The following is a 20507-nucleotide window of genomic DNA, read 5'->3' on the forward strand; positions in this document are numbered from 1 at the left end:
AAAATAATGTAGTTATTTGGAAATTGCGCTAAAATAAGGATGGGAAATACAGATTAATAGATTGGAGTTAGCATATGGTTGAATTTTGGTTAGCTACTCATTTAAGTGCAAGCTTTATGAATATAATTGGCTGGGCAATATTAATTGGGTTTATGTGTTTATTATATAAAAGGCAAATCGAAAAACCTGTCGTTTGGAAAATGGCAATTGTTGTCTACATAGGTTTATTTTGCTTTAACTTTCAATTTACACTAGGTGATTCACAATTGAAAATAGCTATTTTACCCCTTGGTGTATGGATACTCCTCTTTGTTTTTCGAAAGAAGAAAGAACGATGGAAGATATATCGGCCTTTTGTGTGGTTGGGTTTTTTTGGAAATTACATCTTTCTGATGACTACATTGTTTATTCCCCCACTACAAAATCTTCTTTATCCAACAGATAAAGTGGAGACATTCTTAGCTGAATTAGATGACCCTAGCATTGTATTAATTCATCCTTCTGGTAACCAAGCGGTTCTAAATAAAGAGGTATTCAGGAAAAGTCTATCCTCTTGGGAATTAAGAACAATGGATGTACAACAATGGTATCAAGAATCTTTCCCGGATTTTATAAATGATGATGTGGGAATTGACTGGGAAGAGGAACAAGAATATGAACCCCATCAAACAAATGAACAATTTCCTTATGTTCTTATGGGAGCTACCTCAAAGTGGGGAAGTGGATATGAATCTGCTATTTATATCGAAACTGACGGAAAAGGAATGATTATTTCGACTGAAAAGGGACAGTACTATTTTCGTACCTCTGAATCTATCTTAACAAGGAGGACGGAATAGATGAAGTATAAGTGGCGATGGAGTTTGATAGTTGTAGCTATGATTGCAATTTGTCTATATATTGTTCTTTCAATAACAGATAAATATAGTATGCCAGCATCCCTACCAACAGAGAATCATTTAAAGAAAATGATCTTAGAAACCGGTGAAGTACATATAAATACATTTTTCGAACATATTGCCCTAGACGATAAACATGTTTTCGTTCCCCATCTTTCTAATGATAAGCACTATGGCTATAGTTTAGTAGAATGGATAGATAATAAATGGGAAGTAACCTATGTAACCTCGTCAGGTCAACCGTTTCTTTGGAGAATTGGTGAGAAAAATCAGTCAGAATCCTATTTTTTATGGAATCTTGAAACTAAAGATGATCTTGATCATATTACTTTCTATTTGATTAAGAATCGAGATTATACTAGTGGCTGGGGAGGTGAATATTATGAACCAGCCATTCAAATGGAAGAAGTTGTTTCTATGAGTGGCAAGTCATATGGTATATACAAAGTACCGGACGAATGGGAAAACATATGGAAGGCAACACAAATTAAAGTAGAGATACAAGAAGAGGATTTATTCTCCTCCAATGGAGAAGAGTTGCATTATGGAGTTAAAGGATATGATAAGGAAAATAATTATGTACTACCACTTAACGATTATGAAAAAAGTGCAACTACCAATTCAGGTGCAGCTATAGAATATATATCGATTATGGATAAATGGGAAGGAGAACAATGGTAAAAAAGCTCTCCAATAAAAAAAAATGCAAACAAAACGATTAAATTAAGTGATTTTGAGGCATCCTTGAAAGATGTTTGGAGCACTTCGGTAAAAAACAGGACATTAGATGAAAGTCCATTTGCTTATAAACGGATGGAAGAGATTATGAAACAAACCGCAGATACGATTGATATTTCAGAAATTATCAAGTCTTTATATAATTTTAAAGCCATTTTAAGTAGGTGTCTGCGAAAGGGAAAAATAGCTTGAAAGGAAACAATTTTCCTTTCAAGCTATTTTAGATTGTCTTAGATACTAGAATTTCAAAAAAAGAGCGGAATAAAATCAGGAAAATGATAAAGATTACCATGAAATCTACTAATATATCTAGAATTCTTCAAAGATTGGCCACTTTTTCTCCTTTTCCTCTTCATTTTTTCCAAAAAAGTAGTCCTCTTTTTAACGGATAACACCATGAGGTAAAATCGCATGTACTCCTTTTACACCATTAACAATTTGCGTAATATGTAAATCAACAGCAACACTTGCTAAAGCAGTCGCTTCAGTTCGGGAAATAGAATAAAATTGCTCCATTAAAGATATCATATCAGCCAAGGCGATTTCTGTTGCCATATTTAAATCTTCATCGAACCCAAATGTAACCCAGCCATTTGGTGTTTTCGCGCGCGGATAAGTAAATTGTAAATCTTCTCTAACAATTAATGTGATGTCAACAAGATCCATCGGACATTCAATCGCTGTTCCTGAAATTTCTCCATCTCCTTGCAAGGCATGACCATCACCAATAGAGAAAAGTGCATCTTCAACAGAGATTGGTAAAAACAAGCTGCTTCCTTTAATGATTTCCTTGCAATCTATATTACCTCCACAATATCTTGGTGGGGAGGTAGAATGGACACCAGCTTCTTTTGGCGCAACTCCTAAAACACCCATAAACGGCTGCAAAGTAACATGAAATGGTCGGGAATGAATAGAAGTAGAACCAATCATTTTCTCTCTATCTAATTCCCAATCCAATTGAATTCTGTCGGTATTAGAGATTCCAATTGCATTGTTTTGCCAATTCGCCATGCCGCCTGCCCAATTGCGACCATACCATCCAGGAACGATATCGTTAAGTTTTACTTCTAATACCATCCCAGGTTTAGCTCCTTTAATCGCAATGGGACCAATCATTGGATGCTGTGGTTTTACTTCTTGTTCTCTTGAGGAATATTTACGATACTCCTCGTTTTTAGAAGAGGAATACCCCCATTCTATATCCAAGGTTTTTAAGTGAATAGAGTCACCTGATTCCACTGTGATAATGGGTTTATAGCTGTTACTAAACGTACCATGCAAGTTTTCCTGCTTTAATGTTAATTGATGGTGCATTTTTTCTCCTCCTAAAAAGTTTGTTTTTCCTTTTATTCGATAAAAAAATGCGCAATCCTTTATCCTAAAAAAATAATTATCTTCTTTTAGTTAAACTATATACTTTTGTTGCGATTATTTTTTGCGTTATTCTTTCTTTTAAAGTAGGAAATACAGAACCGACATATTCTTCTGGATTTCGAATATATGCCTTTTCATACATATATATGGTAAATGAACAAGATACACGCACGTAAATATCTCCATCTATGTCATATGGCTCTGAAATAGAAATTACTTCAAAAGAATCATCGAATTTATTTGTTTTTGCATTTATTTTCTTTGTTACATTCTCTTTATATTTCGTTGTTCTCATTGGTTTGTAATGAAAATCAACGACACCAATTGCCTGAATCATACCTTCCTCCCAGTTAAATCATTAGAACAAATATTATACCATTTATTTTTATGAAATTTTTGGGGGAATGTTATTTAAAAATTCGAAATTTATGATAGGATGAGAAAAAAAGGATATATTTGTTTTAAATTTGCATAGGAATACTACTAATTTTGAATGCGAGGGATAGAGTGAAAAAGCGTATAGTCGGCATATTCCTTTTTAATGAAGTAGAAGTATTAGATGTTGCTGGACCATTTGAAGTATTTTCCTTAGCTAGAGGGGACATTGACTCTTTTCGAGTTTGTACTATTTCAGAAACAGGAGGAACTATTATAGCGAGGAATGGTTTGAGACTACAAGCAGACTATTCTTTTGAAAATCATCCTGATATTGATATTCTTATCGTTCCTGGTGGGTACGGAGCAGAGCAAATCGAAATTTATAATCTTGCTGTCATTAATTGGATTAAAGAGCAATCACAAAAAGTAGAATACATTACATCTGTTTGCACAGGAGCCTTTTTACTAGCGAAAGCAGATTTGTTGGACGGGTTAAGAGCAACAACACACTGGATGGATATTGACCGGTTGGAGGAAGAATTTCCGAAAATACAGCTAGTTAGAAATGTAAAATTTGTAGATGAGGGCAAGATAGTAACTTCTGGTGGAATATCTGCAGGAATCAATATGTCCTTTCATTTGATTGGTAAATTATGTGGGGAGCATGTGGTAAAGGAGACAGCAAAACGGATGGAGTATGATTAATGATAGACTGACAGATAAATAGAATAGGAGGAGAAAAATAAGTTGAAAACAATCTCTATTTTACATTATGATGCTTTTACAGAACATCCGGATAGGGGAAATCCCGCAGGAATTGTATTAGAGGGTGAGAAATATACAGAGGAAGAAATGCAAAAAATAGCTAAAGAGGTGGGTTTTAATGAGACGGCCTTTGTTTTACCATCCGATTGTGCTGATCTAAAAATTCGATATTTCACCCCAGGCCATGAAGTGAATCTTTGTGGACATGCCCCTATCGCTACTGTTTTTGCATTAAAAACAAATGGGCATCTTTCTGAAAAAGAGATTTTTTCCATTGAAACGAAAGCAGGTGTACTACCTATTCGAATCAATCAAAATAAACAGTCACCTCCTTCCGTTACTATGAAGCAAGTAACACCACAATTTAAAGAATTTAATGGTTCGCGACATGAATTAGCAGAAGCGATCGGCATTAAAGAATCCGATTTAGATGCAAAGAATCCGATCCTTTATGGCAATACAGGGCTTTGGACATTGCTCGTTCCCATTAAGGAACTGCATGTATTTTCGAAAATGGCTGTAAAAAATGATTTGTTTCCATCTATTTTAAAGGAAATTCCTCATGCATCGATTCATCCGTTTTGCCTTGAAACCTATGATGTAAATGCAACGATGCATGGTAGGCATTTTTCTTCCCCCTACTCAGGTACGATAGAAGAATCCTGTTACTGGAACAGCTTCGGGAGTAATGGGAGCATATTACGTTACCTATGTGGATGAAAAGTGGAAGAACGATCCTATTATCATTGAACAAGGTCAGGAGATGGGTCGTGATGGAAGAGTATCTGTTCTCGTTTCTGAAAGGAAAGGTCAATTGGATGTGGAGATAAGTGGAACCGCGGTTTTTGTAAGGGAATTCAAAATAATTATAGAATGATGGAGTGACTAGAAGAGGGAGGAGCTTTCATGGAAAGATTAGAACCAATTAAAGCAGCACACCGGTTTATAGATACATACTTTACCAATTGTAATGCAGCTATTTTAGCGGGAAGTGTGGTGAGAGGACAAGCAACGGCCACATCTGATCTTGATATTGTCATTTTTGATGAGAAGATCGAAGCTTCCTATAGAGAATCTGTCCTTGAATTTGGTTGGCCAATCGAGTTATTTGTACATAATTTATCGTCATATAAGGATTTTTTCTTAATGGATTATAATATTGCGAAACCTTCCATGCAAAGAATGGTAGTAGAGGGAATTGTTTTAAGAGATAACGGAATTTTGCAAGATATAAGACAAGAAGCAGAAAAAATGCTAGAAGAGGGTCCGAAAGAATGGACAGAGGATACAATTCGAACAAAGCGTTATTTTATATCAGATGTACTTGATGATTTTATCGGATCAGACAGTGAACAAGAAGTCATTTTTATTGCAAGCACACTAAGCTTCCTTCTCTATGAATTTGTCTTAAGAGTAAATAAACAGTGGATTGGTACATCGAAATGGATGGTGCGGTCATTACAGCAATATGATACAAAATTCGCGGATGAATTTATTGCGGCGTTTGATACCTTTTACCGCAATAGGGAAAAGGTAAAAATAATTTTACTTGCGGATAAAGTATTACAGCCATATGGTGGGAAATTATTTGCAGGTTTTTCTATTGGTAAAGATATAATTCAAAAGTGACTCTTGGAAGTTACATCTACTTGGATGATGATTTAACTCAATCCTCCATTATTTTTTCTTATCATAAGTGATTAGCGTTATAAAATGTTTCACTAAGAAATAATGTTGTACGATAAATAGGAGGATATTAAGGGAGGAGGAATAAAAATGACTATTATTGGCGTGCATCATGTTCAAATAACGATTCCAAAAGGATTAGAGCAGCAAGCTAAGGAGTTTTATTGCGAAGTATTAGGCTTAACAGAAATAGAAAAGCCGGTATCTTTGCAAGGAAGAGGCGGATTTTGGCTATCGCTCGGAAATTTGGATATTCATGTTGGTACAGAGGATGGATTTGATCGAAATTCAACGAAAGCTCATCTGGCTTATCAAGTAGAAAGTATGAGTAATTGGAAAAATAAACTAAGCAAACTAGGAGTAAAAATAGCAGATTCCATTCCGATTGAGGGCTTTGAACGATTTGAATTTCGTGATCCGTTCGGAAATCGTGTAGAGATTATCGAAAAGAAGATACAGGGATAGTTTATTTACAGACAAAAAGATTGCTGCTAATATGCTAAACCAATAAGTAAACTACATAAAGGAGAAAACAGATGAAAGAAGGATTTATCGATGTAACAGGTGGGAAAGTTTGGTATATCATACATAATGAACAAGCTACAGGAATTCCCTTGCTTATTTTGCATGGTGGACCTGGTTCTAGCTCTTACTCTTTACAAGGATTAAAAGATTTGGCAATTGATCGACCGGTTGTTTTGTATGATCAGCTAGGCTGTGGCAAGTCGGATCGGCCAGATGATGATTCCCTTTGGACTTTAGACAGGTTTGTAGAAGAAGTTGGGCAAGTTCGGAAAGAATTAGGATTGAATAAAGTCCATATTCTTGGCCATTCATGGGGCACTACCCTTGCAGCTGCTTATTATTTTAGTGATCCAAAAGGTATTAGCAGTATTATTTTCTCCAGTCCTTGTTTAAGTGCACCGTTATGGGAAAAAGATCAAAAGAAAAATCTGACATTATTACCGTTAGAAATTCAAGAAACGATCAGAAGCTGTGAAGAAAACGGTACGACTGATACCCCTGCCTTCCAAAAAGCGATTGAGGTGTTTAATGACCATTTTGTATGTAGATTAAAGCCTTACCCTGAACCTCTTAAGCAGGGAAAGCATTTTAGAAATCCACATGTATATCAATTAATGTGGGGACCATCTGAATTCACTGTTCAAGGGAATTTAAAAGCTTTTGATTGCACGGAACAATTACCGCAAATTTCCATACCGACCTTATATACTTGTGGGCGATATGATGAAGCAACTCCAGAATCGACGGAATATTTTAGTAGCAGAACCCCAAATGCATCTTTTCATGTATTTGAAAAAAGTGCACATATGGCATATATCGAAGAACCAGAACAATATAGACAGGTAATGAATAAATTCTTGGTTGTAATAGACAAGTAATGAAGCGATGAAAGAAAGCCGAAAGGAGGAACAGACCTTTTGGCTTTTGCTGTGCAATAAGAAAAAATTCGGTAAATTTCTACTTTATCTTTCTGTTTTTAGGAGATTATTGGTATACTACAGAATAGAGGTTCTACATCCTAAAAAGATGTTAAAACGATTTTAAAAGTAAAATGAGGGACATTGCGTGGAAAAAAAATCATCAAGAAAACTTGCAAGGTATTCACTTCTTATCATGGGATTGGGATTTATTTTGACCTTCCCTTTTCAAGATAATATTTGGATACATTTAGTTCATGGGGGCTTTGAAGCTGGACTTGTCGGGGGATTAGCAGACTGGTTTGCAGTAACAGCACTATTTAGGCATCCTTTAGGTTTACCGATACCACATACCGCTTTATTACCTAAAAATAGGGATAGAATGGTAAATGGATTAGTGAATGTTTTGAAGAAGGATTGGTTATCAAAGGAAAGCATTCAGGATAAAGTGAAGAATATTCCTTTTACCGAAAAAATCACAGCAATCATTAAAACAAGAATAGAAACAGAACCAGTAAAGAAAGCAATGATTAAGGCTACCCAACAAGCAATTAGCAATATTGACGTAGAAAAAATCACTCCATTTGTGCGTAAGCAAATGTCAGCTGCTTTATCTGATGTGCAAATTAGTAATATTTTAAAGCTGCTTACAAATCAATTAATTTCAGAAGAAGTAGATAAGAAAGCATTAGATCATGTTCTAGTGAAAACCGAAGCTTGGCTCAGAAAAGAAGAAACAGCTCGAAAACTTGGCTCTGTTTCCATGAATGTGTTAAATAATGTAGAGGCAAATGGCATGCTTCAATTTGCTTTGAAAACTTTGCAGAATATTTTAACGGAAGATAAGTTAGGGCAAATTGTCCAAAATCTTTGCTTAAGTGGAATGCGAAGTCTTCAAAGAGATGGGGAGCAAAACCGAGAAGCACTCATTCTCTATATTCGCAAGGAAATTGAAAGCTTTCCAGAAAATGAAAAAGTATTGGAAGGAATCAATACATGGAAGGATAAGGTGCTAGACTCCTTAGAATCCAATCATACAATTTTAGCTAGCCTTCAACAAGCACAAGAGAAAGCAATCGAGCTTCTTGAAAATGAGGAGTTTATGGAAACAAAAGCTATTCCATTTATTCTTCAACTAATTGAAAAAATCGAAGAAAATGGCGAAAAGATCGATCCATGGATTATTCACCAAATCTCTAATTTTATCGAGAAAAACCATGATCAAATTGGCAACTTAGTAAAAGAAAATCTCGATAAGTTAGATAATGAGACATTAGTCGATATGATTGAAAACAATGTCGGCAAAGATTTGCAATGGATTCGTGTAAACGGAGCGGTGTGCGGATTTATAATTGGACTGTTCTTAAGTGGTATTCAGTTAGTGGCTAATATTTTGTAAGCGCACAGTAAGTACATGAAAATATTGCAAATAAAAAAGCGTTCAGAAATGAATGCTTTTTTATTTGGTTATAGATTGTTAATACAGCTTCATTTTTTGTTCCTTTATTGATGTAAATTATTCAAAGTGTATTTATCCCGTCATTAAAAGTAAAAATCAAGAAAAATTACCAGTTTAAGGTGAAAAAGCTTTATAATAAGTATTATCTTAATTTTAAAAATATTAATGAAGTGAGGGATTATTGGTGAACATCAAAATAGAAACTCCCATTCATAGTAATGGGATTGCTGTTGTTTTGTTGAAAAAAATAAATGGAATATATAACGTTTTGTTAATGAAACGAGCAACCAAAATCTTGAAAGATATGTGGTGTTACATAGGAGGAAGCCTAGAGCATGGTGAACAAGCCTGGCAAGCATTTTTAAGAGAAGTAAAGGAAGAAACAGGAATTACAAAGGTAACACTTTATAGCTCGAATACATTTGATCAAATATATTCTCCATTAGAAAACTAAATATATATTGCCCCAGTATTTGTTGGTTTCGTAGAGGTAAACCAAGATGTACGTTTAAATTATGAGCATAATGAGTATAAATGGTTGTCTTTTGAAGAAGCAAAGGAATTAGTCACATTGCCGGGAAACGACGAAGTTCTTACCTTTATTGAAAAGCATTTCGTAAAAAATAAACCGCCAGAATGGTTGCGCACTGGAATTACGCAAGTAGGAAAGTAAGATGATAACGTATATCTATATGGTAAGACACGGAGAATCGCCAAAAACAGAAGGAACCGAAAGAACAAGAGGGCTAACGGAAAAAGGGAAACAAGATTCTGGGCGTATTAGCAAAATTCTGCAAAAGGAAGCAATAGATCTATTTGTTTCCAGTCCTTACCAACGGGCCATTTTAACAATTAAAGATTTAGCTACAGATTTAGGCAAAGAGGTGTTAGTTTTTGAGGACTTAAAAGAAAAAATGTTTACTCAAGAAACTACTCCTTTGTCTGATAAAGAATTGCACCCTTATCTTAGTAGGTCGTTTTCGAACCATGATTACGCGCTACCAGGAGCTGAATCTAATACTGAATGTCAAAAACGTGCGATAAAAGTTTTAAAACAGCTAATAAAAACATATGAAGGAAAGAAGATAGTGGTTGGAACACATGGTGCAGTGATGACGTTAATGATGGGCTATTATGACAAGCAGTTTGATTTGAATTTTTTACTACATACGACAAAGCCGGATATTTACCGTATGGAATTTTTGAGAAATGAATTAGTGCAAGTGAAAAGATTGTGGCAATGAGTTAGGAAATACATAGACTTTCAAAAGAGGAGGATATTCTTCATGAATGAGCAAAGTTCGGCTAATAAAGTGGCTTGGGAATATCGTGCCTACGAATTCTGGCTGAAGCGTGATGGGCATCCAAAGGATAAAGCGCTTGAAATAATGAAAAATCCTCGAGGAAGTTTGAAAAAGCATCAAGCGTGTTTTGGTGATTTGGAAGGGAAGAAGATTGCAAATTTATGTGGATCGAACGGGAGAAAAGCTGTTCCATTAGCACTGTTAGGAGCTGATGTGACAATTTTTGATTTATCTGAGGAAAATGAACGATATGCAAAGGAACTAGCTTATTATGCGAATATTTCAATTGAATTTATCGTTGGAGATGTTTATGATATTGATTTAAAAACGTATGGAGATGCCTTTGATATACTTTATTTAGAAGGTGGTGTTTTGCATTATTTTCATGATATTGACAAGTTAATGTTTACCCTCTTTTCTCTCCTAAAAAAGAATGGAATAATGATATTAAGTGATTATCACCCTTTTCTAAAATGTTTGAATGATGATTACACTGTAAAGCAGACATATTTTGAATCAAAATTACATACCGGAGATATCTCTTATAAACAATTTTTTTCTAAAAGAGAACAGGAAGATTTTCCTAATGTTGTCATTCGCTTATATACACTAAGCGAAATTATAAATTCATTAATTGCTGCTGGATTTATTTTGGAAAAATTTGATGAACATCGTGGATGGAAGAATGAGAATATACCATGGGAATTTACGATTATAGCTAGGAAATTATGAAAATCGAAGAGGAGATAAGTAGATGTTGCTGTATGAAAGTGGCCTATTAAAAGTTCGTAAATTGGAAGAGACGGATAATTTACTTTTAGTTAAATGGCTTTCTGATCCAGTGGTGCTTGAATTTTACGAAGGGAGAGATAATCCATTCGACTTAGATAAAGTGAAAAAAGTGTTCTATCCATCTGAGGATGACGAAGTAAAATGTATTGTAGAATATAAAAATAGAGCAATTGGATATATTCAATTTTACCAATTAGATAAAGAGACTAGAAAGTTATATGGATATAGTGCAGAACTAATATACGGTACAGACCAATTTATTGGAGAGGTGGCGTATTGGAATAAAGGGATTGGAAAACTGTTGGTAACATCGATGATTCATTACTTAATCGAGGATAAAAAAGCAGTTAGAGTAGTCATGGATCCACAAACAAGAAATGTAAGAGCGATTAACTGTTATGAAAAATGTGGTTTGAAAAAAATAAAAATTCTTCCCAAACGTGAACTTCATGAAGGGCAGCTTCATGATTGTTGGTTGATGGAGTATGTAAATCAATCCGAATAAAGTGAAAAAATTTTCTAATTTGCAATAAAACTTCCAATAGCTTATTGGATTAAAAGGAGAAATAGGATGAATCGCAAAATGATGAAATCAAAAAATAATAAATCCATTTATGGCGTTTGTGGGGGGATTGGCGAATATCTTGGTATTACTCCCTTAGGTATTCGCTTAATCTTTCTTCTAACTATGCCAATTTCTATTCTTATTTACGTTATTTTGGTAAATAGTATACCTGATTCGCCGAGAAGCTTGTAAATAATTTCAGGGTGTTTTGAAAATGATTAATGCGTTAAAGTAAGACAGATTGTAAAAATTATTGTAACTGGTTGATTAAATATATATATTGCTTAGCTGAAGTCACTAATTGATTTCAGCTTTTTTAGTTGAAAAGGAAAGGTCAATTTTAGTGGCGCATAAATTAATCTAGGAACTATTTTTTTAACTATGAATAGAAAGAGGGGATTGCGCATGGTGAGACTAAATACCTTATATCAGCATAAAGTGAAGGGATGGCAATCAAAGCAAGTGATTTACCAAATCCCGCCCTCCATTGGAGAAACAATCATAATAGAAAAAGCTTACTACAAAATTGTAAATATTATGCACTATGCAGAAGACGGATCTGTAGAGGTAATAGCAAATGCAGAATAATAGGTAATGTGAGAAGATTTTGAGATACGGTAAGACAACGATTATTTATTTATTTGTGTATACAAATTAATATTATTTTGATTTTCTCAGTAAAAGATGTCTAATTATCTTCATTTAAGCTATAATAGTAAATAGACACACTCGAAAAGGAGAATGTATGAAAACTAAGGCTAAGATTAAAGGAGTTAAGTATAGCTCAGAATACAAATTTCCAAGGTACAAGGTCAAATTAGAAACACCTGAGGGGAAAGTATTAATTATTGCCTTCGATCATACTCTATCTTCCAAATCAAAAGGATATGTCCCATTAAATGTTAATTATGATGGAGAAGACATGGGTAATAAATTGTCGTGGTATTCTAAAAAAACAGAAAATATGACAATTAATAACTTTCTAAGAATTTTAGCTGGTAAAATCGATAAATTTTATAAGGTAAGTTAAAGAGACTCTCTTTAGGAGAGTTTTTTTTATGTGGAATTTTTTATAATAGGCACATAGAAAACGTTTGCATATCGTTGGCCGCTTCATATTATATATTAGATAATCGAATAGGTTAGGAGAATGTATATGATATTCGAAGCGCTTCCGACATTTGTGAAGTTTTTATTTTACCTACTATTTGTTTTAACTATTTAGTCATTCATAACAAAAACAATTTTGTATATTTAATTAGGATCCCTTATTGAATATATAAAATCAAATTTCTAAATAATTGGCTGAATTCATGTAGGAATTCAGCTTATTTATTTTCCAGCTATTGCAGGATGAGGGTAAATAAAGGGTGCTATAATTACGGAAAATAAATATTAACGATAAAAAGTGAATCCTATCGTAAATCCATATCGTCTAACTAGCGAATCAGTAAGGGGGGGATGACGTGATTTCTAAAAGACTAGAACATTCATTATTAAGCGAGCTAGAGGAGAATCAATTAGATGAACTGTTAGAAGAAATTATGATTTTGTATGGAGACGAACTGACAAGATTAGCCTATACATATGTTAAAGATAGTGAAACGGCAAAAGACATTGTCCAAACTGTTTTTATTAAGTGTTATACCCATTTAAAGACGTTTAAAGGTGAAGCAAAATTAAAAACATGGCTTTACCGTATCACAATCAATAAGTGTAAAGATCATGTGAAAAGTGCCTATTCTAGGCGGTTTATCTTATTTAAGAAAGATATCAATCATAAGAGTGATACTATGCCGTCACCAGAAGAGGAAGTAATGTATCAAACGATGCAGGCAGAGTTGAAAAATATAATTTTAAGTCTTCCACCAAAATATGCAGAAGTAATCCTCTTATATTACTATGAGGAGCTAGATATTAATGAAATTGCAGACATTCTACAAATCTCTAAGAACACAGCTAAAACGAGATTGAGAAGAGGCAGAAAAAATCTCTTGCCATTTCTAAAAAAGGAGGAATTCAGATGAAGAATGATTCCAAATTTATAAAAGAAACAATAGGAAATGTGATGAAGGATGTTCATTTTTCTGAAAGAGACAGACAAAAAGTATTGTTAGAAGTGAAAAAGCTGAAGGAAGAGAAATCTAGTCGTCCTAACATAATTGTTTTATATAAAAAGCATATCGTAGCTGCTATTATTTTTTGTTTATTTATTTCCATGCTGCTTACTTTTCCAAAATTATCACCAACTCTTGCAAACAGACTCTCCTCTCTCCCTTTTATAGAATCTATTTTCAAAGCATATGGAGATGGCGGATTAAAGAAAGGGAAGGACAGCCAATTAGTATCGAATCTTATAGCTACTTCAAAAAGTAATGAAGCAGAAATGACGATAGAAGAAGCAATTTATGATGGGGAAAGAATCTCTTTTAGTTATGTAGTGGAATCAAAGGAACCAATTAGAGATTATCAGATTGATAATTTTAACGTTTCTTTTAAGGAAGAAGCAAGAGCAGCAGCTAAAGGTAAGTTAACAGATGCTGGAAATTATGAATTGGTGACTGCCAATAAAGTAGCAGGGATTGGAACAGTTAATTTCTATCAACATAAGGACTTCCCAAAGGAATTAGAAGTGCATCCCTATTATGCAGTAGTAATAAATGGAAAGTATGAAATTTTTCAGTTTGAATTTAAACTTACCAAAACGGAAAACGTAAAGACGATTGCTCCGATGATGACTAGAAAAAACAAAGAGAGCGAATTTACAGTAAAGGAAATAAAAAGAACACCAATCACTACAGTTGTTAATATGAGCTTTAAACGGCCACTGACGGAAAACGATGATAACATGTTAATGTTCCGATTAATCACAAATGAGGGAGAAGTAATACCTTGGATTTATAATACACATGGCTATGGTGGAATCACAATAAAGGATAATATGGAAGTGGTGGATTCTATTCAGGAATCATTTGAAGGGTTAGATGAAAAAAATACAGAATATGTCACTATTCAACCAATAATTTCATATAATTCGTCTTATAATCCAATTGAAAAACCATTTAGAGGAAAAGATACTAAATTAGATTTGGGAGAATTGGGTGAAATCAACATTATTGGGGTTAAATATACGGGCAATGTAATGACGTTAACCTATGAATTAAATAGCCAATTTCCTTTTCTACATTCGAACTATTTTACATTAAAGGATCATTTGGGAAAAGTATATTATGGGGCTAATATATCCAAAACCTTTAAAGAGAAGGATCATTATATTGTCGAAGAAGAATTTATGAATATTCCCAAAAAAGAACTAACGATTGAATATATGCAGGAAGAAGCTCCTCAAATATTGAAAGATTTAGAAATTGAAGTTCCGTTAAAATAATCTTATATGTAAATACTATTTAGAAAAGAAATGGAACCCAAAAAATATTGGGTTCCTTAAAAAATGGTTTGAACATATTCATCATAATCCTTCAAACCATTTACCAAATTTACTAATACAAGATTCTTCTTTCCTTTCTTCATATCTATGAAAATCATCTTCTGTAAATTCGGCAAGTGTTTTATCAAAATTTTTTGGAATAAATATGTACCATAGATCAGACCATTTTTTATCATTATCTAATCCTCTTATTTTTTCAGAAATAGTTCCTTGCGATTTACTCTCAAAGAACGTTATTTGGACTCCATCATAATAAGCTAAACGAGACCTAAATTCACAAGTACGATTTGCTTCGTCTCTTAATAATTTCAATACCCCGTTGATACCGATTGTATCAAGCATATGGTTTACATAGGCTCTTGGAAAGCCATTTAATTCTTCGATGAAAAAGCCGGAATCTAAAGCAATGCATGGTTGCTTAACGATTTCATATGCTTGCAAGACCTTTTGTTTAGCAATTTCTTTCATATCATCTGTTCGTGGCTCGCTTAACTCTTCCTGTATAGGCGTTACTTTGATATTTTTTAATTCCTTTTCTGCCGATGCAATTTTCCCTTTGTTCGTTGTTACAAATACAATTTCCTTCATTTGATAAATTTCTCCTTAAGCTCAATAATAATCATCATACTGAATTTTATTTCTATTCTTATAATATAACAAAATTAGGGAAGAAATAGAGAAGATTTCAATTTTAGGTCAGATTAATATGGAATGACATATCATATAATGGTGAAGAAGGAGGGGGAAGAATGAATCCGCTTATCGTGATTATGATTATAGGTTTGGCTGTTCTCATAGATTGTTTCTGGCTTGATGTTAATAAAAATAGATGGGGATGGATGAAAAACTGGAATAGATTAAGTAAAGGGATGTTCTTTTCAGCGTTTATCATCGTCTCAGTATTACTTTACTTTGCTATAAGTGCTGTATATTTCTAAGCTTAGCATTTGCTTGAAAAGGAGTGTTAAAATGGATGGGAATTTTGACATGCTTGTAGAGAATGGTTGGTTATTTAAAAATGACGAGAACCAACTTCTTCATTATTTTTCAGAAATCGTTAAGAAGTATCCAAATTCGGCAAGAGCTAAATTTGAACTTGGGAATGTCTATGATTATTTAGGACAAGAGATGAAAGCGATACCCTTGTATGAAGAAGCTCTCGAAATGGGTTTAAAAGATGAATGGGAAGCGTATGCTTTAATACAATTAGGGAGTTCTTTAAAAAATGTAGGGAAATTAAATGATGCTCTCGAAGTTCTAACTGAAGCTGAAACACGTTTTCCACATCTGCTCTCCATATCTATGTTCCTAGGAATAACCTTACATCATGCTAATAGGGAGTCAGAAGGGATGAAGACTGTATTAAAAGCAGTTATGCGTCAAATGAAAACTACGGATATAGAAAGATATAGCTTTGCGTTGGATAACTATATTAACAAATTATAAACGTTCAATATAGTTATCATGATGAAAAATAGAGAAGTTTGGCTTAACCAGTTTTAATGTTTAAGACTATTTTTTATCCCGATTGGTGGTTTTGTATTTTTGACCTTTGCTATCATAGGTGACCCAATCACCAACAGGATCGCCCATGTTAAAGTAGCCTGAACGCTTTATAGTACCATCTAGGCGATACCATTCCCAATAGCCGTCAGGTGTTTCATCAATAACCTTTCCCTTTGACCAAATCGTTTTGCCATTAGCATGGTACTTTATTGTATAATCATCTACTATCTCCCGTTTCTTTTCTTTAACGCCATTATGGTGTTTAAAGTCACAATTTTTATCGTCCATGCGTACCTCCTGATATTCTTTTCATTAGATTTATGGGAAAAAAGTTAGGATGCTCTACATTTAATATTTACTCAAAAATATATTAAAATGACGAATCTTACCTTCTTTGTTACTAGAATACCAAATGAATAAAAGATATGATAGACTTAGAATCAAAAAAGGTAAATGGTTAAATAATTAATATTCAATTAGAAAGATCATTTATAAGGTAGTATAGTTTAGAAATTTTCTCTTAAGCGATATAGAATTTATTTTTGGAGGTCGATTATGGAAGTTTTTGCAGAATATTTAGCAGGCATTGATAATCCAGAACATCGTGCACGTACGGAAGAAGTTTTGGGTTGGGTTACAAAGAGATTCCCGAATTTAGTACCGAAAATTGCTTGGAATCAGCCTATGTTTACGGATCATGGTACATACATAATTGGTTTTAGTGTCGCAAAACATCATATGGCAGTTGCACCTGAAAGAGCGGGAATCATCCAATTTTCAGATGCAATTGTCCAAGCTGGTTATGATTATACGAAGCAGCTTGTACGAATTAAGTGGGAAAGTCCGGTTGATTACTTTTTACTGGAGAAAATAATCGATTTTAATATTACCGATAAATCAGACTGTATGACATTTTGGCGAAAAGAGTAAAAAGTAGAAGGGTGTTATGGATGGAAAATAGGAAACTAAATCCTAAAGTGGAGGAATTTTTAAGCAAAGATAGTCAGTGGAAGGAAGAATATATAAAGTTAAGACAGATTGTACTTGAGTGTGAAGAGCTAACTGAAGAATTTAAATGGATGCATCCTTGTTACACAATTAAGAATAAAAACATTGTGTTAATACATGGATTTAAAGAATATTGTGCCCTTTTATTTCATAAAGGTGCTTTGCTAAAAGATCCTCAAGGGATTCTAATACAGCAAACGGAGAATGTACAGGCAGCACGTCAAATTCGATTTACTGGCTTAAAGGAAATTGTGAAATTGGAACCTGTCATAAAAGAATATATTATTGAAGCGATTGAAGTGGAAAAATCCGGATTGGAAGTGAAAGTAAAGGAGCATAAAGAATACATAATTCCTGAAGAACTTCATACTAAATTTGACGAAATTCCTGCCTTGAAAACTGCTTTTGAAGCATTGACACCAGGACGTCAGAGAGCATATATTTTTCATTTTTCTCAACCAAAGCAATCCAAAACTCGAATAGCAAGGATTGAAAAAGCAATGGAGAGAATTCTTAATGGAAAAGGATTAAATGATTGTATATGTGGACTGTCTCAAAAAATGCCTAATTGTGATGGTTCGCATAAGTTCGCAGGTAAGGAATGAATGGCTTCAAGGGGAGGTTTTACTGTTTCCGTAAGGAAGAAGTAAAATCTTTCTTTTTTGTACTTTGAATGAAAAAATTACGAAATATCAGAGCTACTTAATTAATAATAAGAGAATGATTGGAGGATATTCACTTATTCCTGTTGAATTTTTTTATCATAAGTAAATAAGCGAACATGATGGAACAAAAATTAGGAGGAAAACAGGATGAACTTTAAATCACCACAAATTATTCTCTATGTTCATGATTTGGAAAAATCAAAAGAATTTTATCAAAAATTAGGATTTACACAAAACTTTGTAGCAGAAATCGATGGAAAACCAGTACATTATGAACTATTATTGGATGGTTTTAATTTAGGAATTGCTACAAAAGAATCTGCACACGAAGTTCATGGGTTAACACCTGGAAAAAATATGGGCTGCGAAATCGTATTATGGACGGAAGATACAGATTCTGCTATTCAATATATAATAGAAAATGGCGCTACTCTGATGTCTGAGCCTCATAATTTTTTTAAGGATTTAAGAGCAGGATGGGTACAGGACCTGGACGGAAACCCAATCCAAATTGTTTGCAAAAGAAAGTTTTGAATCCATACTACTATCATTTTCTCTATTTAAAAGCTAAATATTATTCTCTAGATGGAATTAAAAAGTAACAACTATAAAATGGCTGTGAACTATGATTCAAAGATCATAAGGTAAGGTTCTATTTCTTTAAAGGAAAGCATAGAACCGTTTTTTTGTTTGAAAAAAAGGGATATTCTGTCTAAACGTAGAATAATACATAAAAATATGTTTAGAGAGGTGTAAGGATGGACCAAATTAGTTGTATTTCCTACATTTTGCATCAGTCTCGTGAAGAAAACATAAGAAAAATAGCGATTGATCTGTTAATTGGAGATATTTCGTTAAAAGAAGCAGAAAAAATTTCCCCTCAATTGAAAAAGCAATTGAAACAGGCAGAAGTGTTGTATAAAAGTCATCGGGTAGATTTAAAGGCAGTTTCAACATTTGTCCAAGACTTTATGTTTGTAACGGGATAGCTTGCACATTGATAAATAATATAGATAAATCAAATTTTTAAGTGTTTCTTTCGATAAGAAATGCTTTTTATTTTGCATTTTTTGAAAAAAACAATAAAAAAAGAACATTAAATAATAAAAATTTATTGTAAAACGATAAATGATATGTTAAATTCAAATAGAAATAAATAAGTGAGGTGTTATTGATGAAACAAGTGTCAACGCTCTTTTTAAAGATTGCTGTTATTTTTATTGGAATTCCAATTCTTGCATTATGTATTTTTTTAGTACCGGAAATCGGAAAATTCGCTGCTGAATTGTACCCAAATAATGCTTATATAAAATATTTAATAATGATGGATTTTTATGCAGCAGCTATTCCTTTCTACTTTGCATTGTATCAAGCATTTAAACTGTTAAACTATATCGATAAGAACGAAGCATTCTCGGAGCTATCGGTAAAGGCATTAAAGAAAATTAAAAACTGTGCCATTTCTATTAGCGCCATTTTTGTGTTAGGTTTGCCGTTATTTTACCTTATAGCAGAAGTGGATGATGCTCCTGGGATCATTTTAATAGGACTGATTCTGATTTTTGCTTCGATGGTGATTGCCGTTTTTGCTGCAGTTCTTCAGAAGCTATTAAAAGAGGCAATTGATATAAAATCAGAAAATGACTTAATCGTCTGAGGTGATATATATGGCAATTATAATAAATATAGATGTGATGTTGGCGAAAAGAAAAATGAGTGTGACAGAATTGTCGGAAAAGGTTGGAATTACAATGGCTAACCTTTCTATATTGAAAAACGGCAAGGCAAAAGCAATCCGAATATCAACGCTAGACGCAATATGTGAGGCCTTGGATTGTCAACCAGGGGATATTTTAGAATACCGAAATGACAGGGAAATCTAACAATGCGAGCAATAAAACAACTTGTTTATTTTGGTTGGGAGCAGGCGCTATCATGTGTATTTCCAGTCGTCATTTTTGCTTCTTTGGCAATTACAAAAATCATAGATCTTCCCTTGCTACCAAGATACGACTGGCTGCTTCTTATCTGCCTCCTGATGCAGTGGGCAATGGTCCGTACCGGTCTTGAAACGATGGATGAGTTAAAGGTAATAACTGTTTTCCATTTAATCGGACTTGCGTTGGAGCTTTTTAAAGTACATATGGGCTCCTGGTCTTATCCAGAAGATGGCTATACAAAAATTTTTGGTGTCCCTTTATATAGCGGCTTTATGTACGCAAGTGTTGCGAGTTTTCTATGTCAAGCGTGGAGGAGATTAGAAGTAGAGCTACTTAATTGGCCACCATTTTTAGTAGTAGTTCCGCTTGCTGCTGCCATTTACTTGAATTTTTTCACCCATCATTATTGGATTGATATTCGTTGGTATTTATCAGGATTAGTAATTATCGTGTTTTGGAAGTCTTGGGTATTATACAAGGTAAATGGTATTAAGTATCGTATGCCACTAGCACTTTCTTTTGTATTGATTGGATT

At 33.7% G+C, this 20507-nt stretch carries 30 protein-coding genes and 1 pseudogene; 27 read left to right on the forward strand and 4 right to left on the reverse strand.

Annotation, left to right across the window (positions count from 1 at the left end):
• Positions 1-74 precede the first annotated feature (74 nt).
• A complete protein-coding gene (locus tag RTL21_RS05930) occupies positions 75-839 on the forward strand; it encodes a hypothetical protein (protein WP_312094312.1) in 765 nt (254 codons plus the stop codon).
• Entirely contained in the window at positions 840-1580 is a 741-nt protein-coding gene (locus RTL21_RS05935) for a hypothetical protein (protein ID WP_312094314.1), read from the forward strand.
• A gap of 438 nt (positions 1581-2018) precedes the next feature.
• On the opposite strand, the gene RTL21_RS05940 is transcribed toward RTL21_RS05935, so the two are convergent.
• Positions 2019-2954 (reverse strand): acetamidase/formamidase family protein, encoded by a 936-nt coding sequence (locus RTL21_RS05940; RefSeq protein WP_312094315.1) that lies wholly within the window; start codon positions 2952-2954, stop codon positions 2019-2021.
• 76 nt (positions 2955-3030) lie between these two features.
• Entirely contained in the window at positions 3031-3351 is a 321-nt protein-coding gene (locus RTL21_RS05945; protein ID WP_312094317.1) for a hypothetical protein, read from the reverse strand.
• A gap of 170 nt (positions 3352-3521) precedes the next feature.
• Here RTL21_RS05945 and RTL21_RS05950 point away from each other — a divergent pair, with 170 nt between their 5' ends.
• The 16 genes and pseudogenes from RTL21_RS05950 (at position 3522) to RTL21_RS06025 (ending at position 14793) form a co-directional block, all read left to right on the forward strand.
• Complete coding sequence (locus RTL21_RS05950; protein WP_312094319.1) at positions 3522-4097, forward strand: DJ-1/PfpI family protein; 576 nt, start codon at positions 3522-3524, stop codon at positions 4095-4097.
• A gap of 42 nt (positions 4098-4139) precedes the next feature.
• Positions 4140-5034, forward strand: a pseudogene (locus RTL21_RS05955) (PhzF family phenazine biosynthesis isomerase).
• A 29-nt stretch (positions 5035-5063) separates the two neighbouring features.
• Positions 5064-5786: a nucleotidyltransferase domain-containing protein gene (locus RTL21_RS05960; protein WP_312094321.1), complete on the forward strand. Its 723-nt coding sequence runs from the start codon at positions 5064-5066 to the stop codon at positions 5784-5786.
• A 147-nt stretch (positions 5787-5933) separates the two neighbouring features.
• The gene (locus tag RTL21_RS05965) at positions 5934-6308 is read left to right on the forward strand and encodes a VOC family protein (protein ID WP_312094323.1); all 375 of its coding nucleotides are present in this window, start codon (positions 5934-5936) and stop codon (positions 6306-6308) included.
• Between the two features lie 71 nt (positions 6309-6379).
• A complete protein-coding gene (locus tag RTL21_RS05970) occupies positions 6380-7246 on the forward strand; it encodes a proline iminopeptidase-family hydrolase (RefSeq protein WP_312094325.1) in 867 nt (288 codons plus the stop codon).
• A gap of 187 nt (positions 7247-7433) precedes the next feature.
• Positions 7434-8684 (forward strand): DUF445 domain-containing protein, encoded by a 1251-nt coding sequence (locus RTL21_RS05975; RefSeq protein ID WP_312094327.1) that lies wholly within the window; start codon positions 7434-7436, stop codon positions 8682-8684.
• 244 nt (positions 8685-8928) lie between these two features.
• A complete protein-coding gene (locus RTL21_RS05980) occupies positions 8929-9198 on the forward strand; it encodes an NUDIX domain-containing protein (protein ID WP_312094329.1) in 270 nt (89 codons plus the stop codon).
• Between the two features lie 84 nt (positions 9199-9282).
• Positions 9283-9417, forward strand: coding sequence for a hypothetical protein (locus RTL21_RS05985; RefSeq protein ID WP_312094331.1), 135 nt, complete (start codon positions 9283-9285; stop codon positions 9415-9417).
• Position 9418: 1 nt separating this feature from the next.
• On the forward strand, positions 9419-9988 hold the full coding sequence (locus RTL21_RS05990; RefSeq protein ID WP_312094333.1) for a histidine phosphatase family protein: 570 nt from the start codon (positions 9419-9421) through the stop codon (positions 9986-9988).
• A gap of 42 nt (positions 9989-10030) precedes the next feature.
• A complete protein-coding gene (locus RTL21_RS05995; protein ID WP_312094335.1) occupies positions 10031-10780 on the forward strand; it encodes a class I SAM-dependent methyltransferase in 750 nt (249 codons plus the stop codon).
• 22 nt (positions 10781-10802) lie between these two features.
• Positions 10803-11345 carry a GNAT family N-acetyltransferase gene (locus tag RTL21_RS06000; RefSeq protein ID WP_312094337.1) on the forward strand — a complete coding sequence of 181 codons (543 nt, stop codon included), beginning with the start codon at positions 10803-10805 and terminating at the stop codon, positions 11343-11345.
• A gap of 66 nt (positions 11346-11411) precedes the next feature.
• The gene (locus tag RTL21_RS06005) at positions 11412-11597 is read left to right on the forward strand and encodes a PspC domain-containing protein (protein ID WP_312094339.1); all 186 of its coding nucleotides are present in this window, start codon (positions 11412-11414) and stop codon (positions 11595-11597) included.
• A gap of 213 nt (positions 11598-11810) precedes the next feature.
• Positions 11811-11993 (forward strand): hypothetical protein, encoded by a 183-nt coding sequence (locus RTL21_RS06010; RefSeq protein WP_312094342.1) that lies wholly within the window; start codon positions 11811-11813, stop codon positions 11991-11993.
• A gap of 157 nt (positions 11994-12150) precedes the next feature.
• Positions 12151-12435 carry a hypothetical protein gene (locus RTL21_RS06015; RefSeq protein WP_312094344.1) on the forward strand — a complete coding sequence of 95 codons (285 nt, stop codon included), beginning with the start codon at positions 12151-12153 and terminating at the stop codon, positions 12433-12435.
• Between the two features lie 436 nt (positions 12436-12871).
• A complete protein-coding gene (locus tag RTL21_RS06020; protein WP_312094346.1) occupies positions 12872-13432 on the forward strand; it encodes a sigma-70 family RNA polymerase sigma factor in 561 nt (186 codons plus the stop codon).
• Positions 13429-14793 carry a DUF4179 domain-containing protein gene (locus RTL21_RS06025; protein ID WP_312094348.1) on the forward strand — a complete coding sequence of 455 codons (1365 nt, stop codon included), beginning with the start codon at positions 13429-13431 and terminating at the stop codon, positions 14791-14793. Before RTL21_RS06020 ends, RTL21_RS06025 begins: the two co-directional genes overlap by 4 nt.
• An 81-nt stretch (positions 14794-14874) precedes the next feature.
• Here the strand turns inward: RTL21_RS06025 and RTL21_RS06030 are convergent, their stop codons facing one another.
• Complete coding sequence (locus RTL21_RS06030; protein ID WP_312094349.1) at positions 14875-15441, reverse strand: non-canonical purine NTP pyrophosphatase; 567 nt, start codon at positions 15439-15441, stop codon at positions 14875-14877.
• A gap of 161 nt (positions 15442-15602) precedes the next feature.
• Here RTL21_RS06030 and RTL21_RS06035 point away from each other — a divergent pair, with 161 nt between their 5' ends.
• On the forward strand, positions 15603-15791 hold the full coding sequence (locus RTL21_RS06035) for a hypothetical protein (RefSeq protein ID WP_312094351.1): 189 nt from the start codon (positions 15603-15605) through the stop codon (positions 15789-15791).
• 31 nt (positions 15792-15822) lie between these two features.
• Positions 15823-16299 carry a tetratricopeptide repeat protein gene (locus tag RTL21_RS06040; RefSeq protein ID WP_312094353.1) on the forward strand — a complete coding sequence of 159 codons (477 nt, stop codon included), beginning with the start codon at positions 15823-15825 and terminating at the stop codon, positions 16297-16299.
• A gap of 66 nt (positions 16300-16365) precedes the next feature.
• On the opposite strand, the gene RTL21_RS06045 is transcribed toward RTL21_RS06040, so the two are convergent.
• Positions 16366-16647, reverse strand: a complete 282-nt coding sequence (locus tag RTL21_RS06045; RefSeq protein WP_312094355.1) for a toxin-antitoxin system YwqK family antitoxin — start codon at positions 16645-16647, stop codon at positions 16366-16368.
• A gap of 267 nt (positions 16648-16914) precedes the next feature.
• On the opposite strand from RTL21_RS06045, the gene RTL21_RS06050 reads away from it, so the two are divergent.
• From RTL21_RS06050 to RTL21_RS06080, 7 genes are all read left to right on the forward strand, one after another.
• On the forward strand, positions 16915-17289 hold the full coding sequence (locus RTL21_RS06050) for an iron chaperone (RefSeq protein WP_312094357.1): 375 nt from the start codon (positions 16915-16917) through the stop codon (positions 17287-17289).
• A 20-nt stretch (positions 17290-17309) separates the two neighbouring features.
• On the forward strand, positions 17310-17972 hold the full coding sequence (locus tag RTL21_RS06055; protein ID WP_312094359.1) for a DUF1801 domain-containing protein: 663 nt from the start codon (positions 17310-17312) through the stop codon (positions 17970-17972).
• A 207-nt stretch (positions 17973-18179) separates the two neighbouring features.
• Entirely contained in the window at positions 18180-18566 is a 387-nt protein-coding gene (locus RTL21_RS06060) for a VOC family protein (protein ID WP_312094361.1), read from the forward strand.
• A 224-nt stretch (positions 18567-18790) separates the two neighbouring features.
• On the forward strand, positions 18791-19021 hold the full coding sequence (locus RTL21_RS06065) for a hypothetical protein (protein WP_312094363.1): 231 nt from the start codon (positions 18791-18793) through the stop codon (positions 19019-19021).
• A 185-nt stretch (positions 19022-19206) separates the two neighbouring features.
• Positions 19207-19689, forward strand: coding sequence for a DUF2975 domain-containing protein (locus tag RTL21_RS06070; protein ID WP_312094365.1), 483 nt, complete (start codon positions 19207-19209; stop codon positions 19687-19689).
• A gap of 10 nt (positions 19690-19699) precedes the next feature.
• Positions 19700-19915 (forward strand): helix-turn-helix domain-containing protein, encoded by a 216-nt coding sequence (locus tag RTL21_RS06075; RefSeq protein WP_312094367.1) that lies wholly within the window; start codon positions 19700-19702, stop codon positions 19913-19915.
• Positions 19916-19917: 2 nt separating this feature from the next.
• Positions 19918-20507: DUF817 domain-containing protein (locus RTL21_RS06080; RefSeq protein ID WP_312094369.1), on the forward strand; the 590-nt coding region annotated here is incomplete at its 3' end.

Source organism: Niallia sp. (genome assembly GCF_031978665.1).
Lineage (GTDB): Bacteria > Bacillota > Bacilli > Bacillales > Cytobacillaceae > Niallia.

Coding starts and splice junctions, on each gene's coding strand:
- RTL21_RS05930 (WP_312094312.1), top strand. CDS start 75: ATGGTTGAATTTTGGTTAGCTACTCATTTAAGTGCAAGCTTTATGAAT.
- RTL21_RS05935 (WP_312094314.1), top strand. CDS start 840: ATGAAGTATAAGTGGCGATGGAGTTTGATAGTTGTAGCTATGATTGCA.
- RTL21_RS05940 (WP_312094315.1), bottom strand. CDS start 2,954: ATGCACCATCAATTAACATTAAAGCAGGAAAACTTGCATGGTACGTTT.
- RTL21_RS05945 (WP_312094317.1), bottom strand. CDS start 3,351: ATGATTCAGGCAATTGGTGTCGTTGATTTTCATTACAAACCAATGAGA.
- RTL21_RS05960 (WP_312094321.1), top strand. CDS start 5,064: ATGGAAAGATTAGAACCAATTAAAGCAGCACACCGGTTTATAGATACA.
- RTL21_RS05965 (WP_312094323.1), top strand. CDS start 5,934: ATGACTATTATTGGCGTGCATCATGTTCAAATAACGATTCCAAAAGGA.
- RTL21_RS05970 (WP_312094325.1), top strand. CDS start 6,380: ATGAAAGAAGGATTTATCGATGTAACAGGTGGGAAAGTTTGGTATATC.
- RTL21_RS05990 (WP_312094333.1), top strand. CDS start 9,419: ATGATAACGTATATCTATATGGTAAGACACGGAGAATCGCCAAAAACA.
- RTL21_RS05995 (WP_312094335.1), top strand. CDS start 10,031: ATGAATGAGCAAAGTTCGGCTAATAAAGTGGCTTGGGAATATCGTGCC.
- RTL21_RS06000 (WP_312094337.1), top strand. CDS start 10,803: ATGTTGCTGTATGAAAGTGGCCTATTAAAAGTTCGTAAATTGGAAGAG.
- RTL21_RS06005 (WP_312094339.1), top strand. CDS start 11,412: ATGAATCGCAAAATGATGAAATCAAAAAATAATAAATCCATTTATGGC.
- RTL21_RS06010 (WP_312094342.1), top strand. CDS start 11,811: ATGGTGAGACTAAATACCTTATATCAGCATAAAGTGAAGGGATGGCAA.
- RTL21_RS06015 (WP_312094344.1), top strand. CDS start 12,151: ATGAAAACTAAGGCTAAGATTAAAGGAGTTAAGTATAGCTCAGAATAC.
- RTL21_RS06025 (WP_312094348.1), top strand. CDS start 13,429: ATGAAGAATGATTCCAAATTTATAAAAGAAACAATAGGAAATGTGATG.
- RTL21_RS06030 (WP_312094349.1), bottom strand. CDS start 15,441: ATGAAGGAAATTGTATTTGTAACAACGAACAAAGGGAAAATTGCATCG.
- RTL21_RS06035 (WP_312094351.1), top strand. CDS start 15,603: ATGAATCCGCTTATCGTGATTATGATTATAGGTTTGGCTGTTCTCATA.
- RTL21_RS06040 (WP_312094353.1), top strand. CDS start 15,823: ATGGATGGGAATTTTGACATGCTTGTAGAGAATGGTTGGTTATTTAAA.
- RTL21_RS06045 (WP_312094355.1), bottom strand. CDS start 16,647: ATGGACGATAAAAATTGTGACTTTAAACACCATAATGGCGTTAAAGAA.
- RTL21_RS06050 (WP_312094357.1), top strand. CDS start 16,915: ATGGAAGTTTTTGCAGAATATTTAGCAGGCATTGATAATCCAGAACAT.
- RTL21_RS06055 (WP_312094359.1), top strand. CDS start 17,310: ATGGAAAATAGGAAACTAAATCCTAAAGTGGAGGAATTTTTAAGCAAA.
- RTL21_RS06060 (WP_312094361.1), top strand. CDS start 18,180: ATGAACTTTAAATCACCACAAATTATTCTCTATGTTCATGATTTGGAA.
- RTL21_RS06065 (WP_312094363.1), top strand. CDS start 18,791: ATGGACCAAATTAGTTGTATTTCCTACATTTTGCATCAGTCTCGTGAA.
- RTL21_RS06070 (WP_312094365.1), top strand. CDS start 19,207: ATGAAACAAGTGTCAACGCTCTTTTTAAAGATTGCTGTTATTTTTATT.
- RTL21_RS06075 (WP_312094367.1), top strand. CDS start 19,700: ATGGCAATTATAATAAATATAGATGTGATGTTGGCGAAAAGAAAAATG.